The following is a 267-nucleotide window of genomic DNA, read 5'->3' as shown; positions in this document are numbered from 1 at the left end:
CGTCGAGCATCGGCGCAAACATCTCGTGCCACGCGCGCGGTTTTGCCTTGATCGTGCCGGCGAGGTACAGGAATTCGACGTAGTCCATCAGCTGGTTCGGCCACACCGAGAACCGCGTGTCCGGCGCGGCGAGCATCCGTATCATGTCGTCGTGCGACACGCCGACACCCGATGACGCCGCATACAGCACGGCCGCCGCGCGCGGATCCTGCACGATCAGGCGGTTCGCTTCGTCGAGCGCGCCGAGAAACGCGGCGGCCAGCGCAG

Annotated in this window: 1 pseudogene; it reads right to left on the bottom strand. The window is 67.0% G+C overall.

Going from position 1 to position 267, the window contains the following annotated elements:
• Positions 1-267: pseudogene (locus SB772_RS41660) on the bottom strand (ABC transporter substrate-binding protein); the annotation flags it as partial.

Origin of the sequence: Paraburkholderia sp. SIMBA_030, assembly GCF_046535245.1 — a bacterium.
Lineage (GTDB): Bacteria > Pseudomonadota > Gammaproteobacteria > Burkholderiales > Burkholderiaceae > Paraburkholderia.
This window is presented reverse-complemented; position numbering and strand designations above follow the sequence as displayed.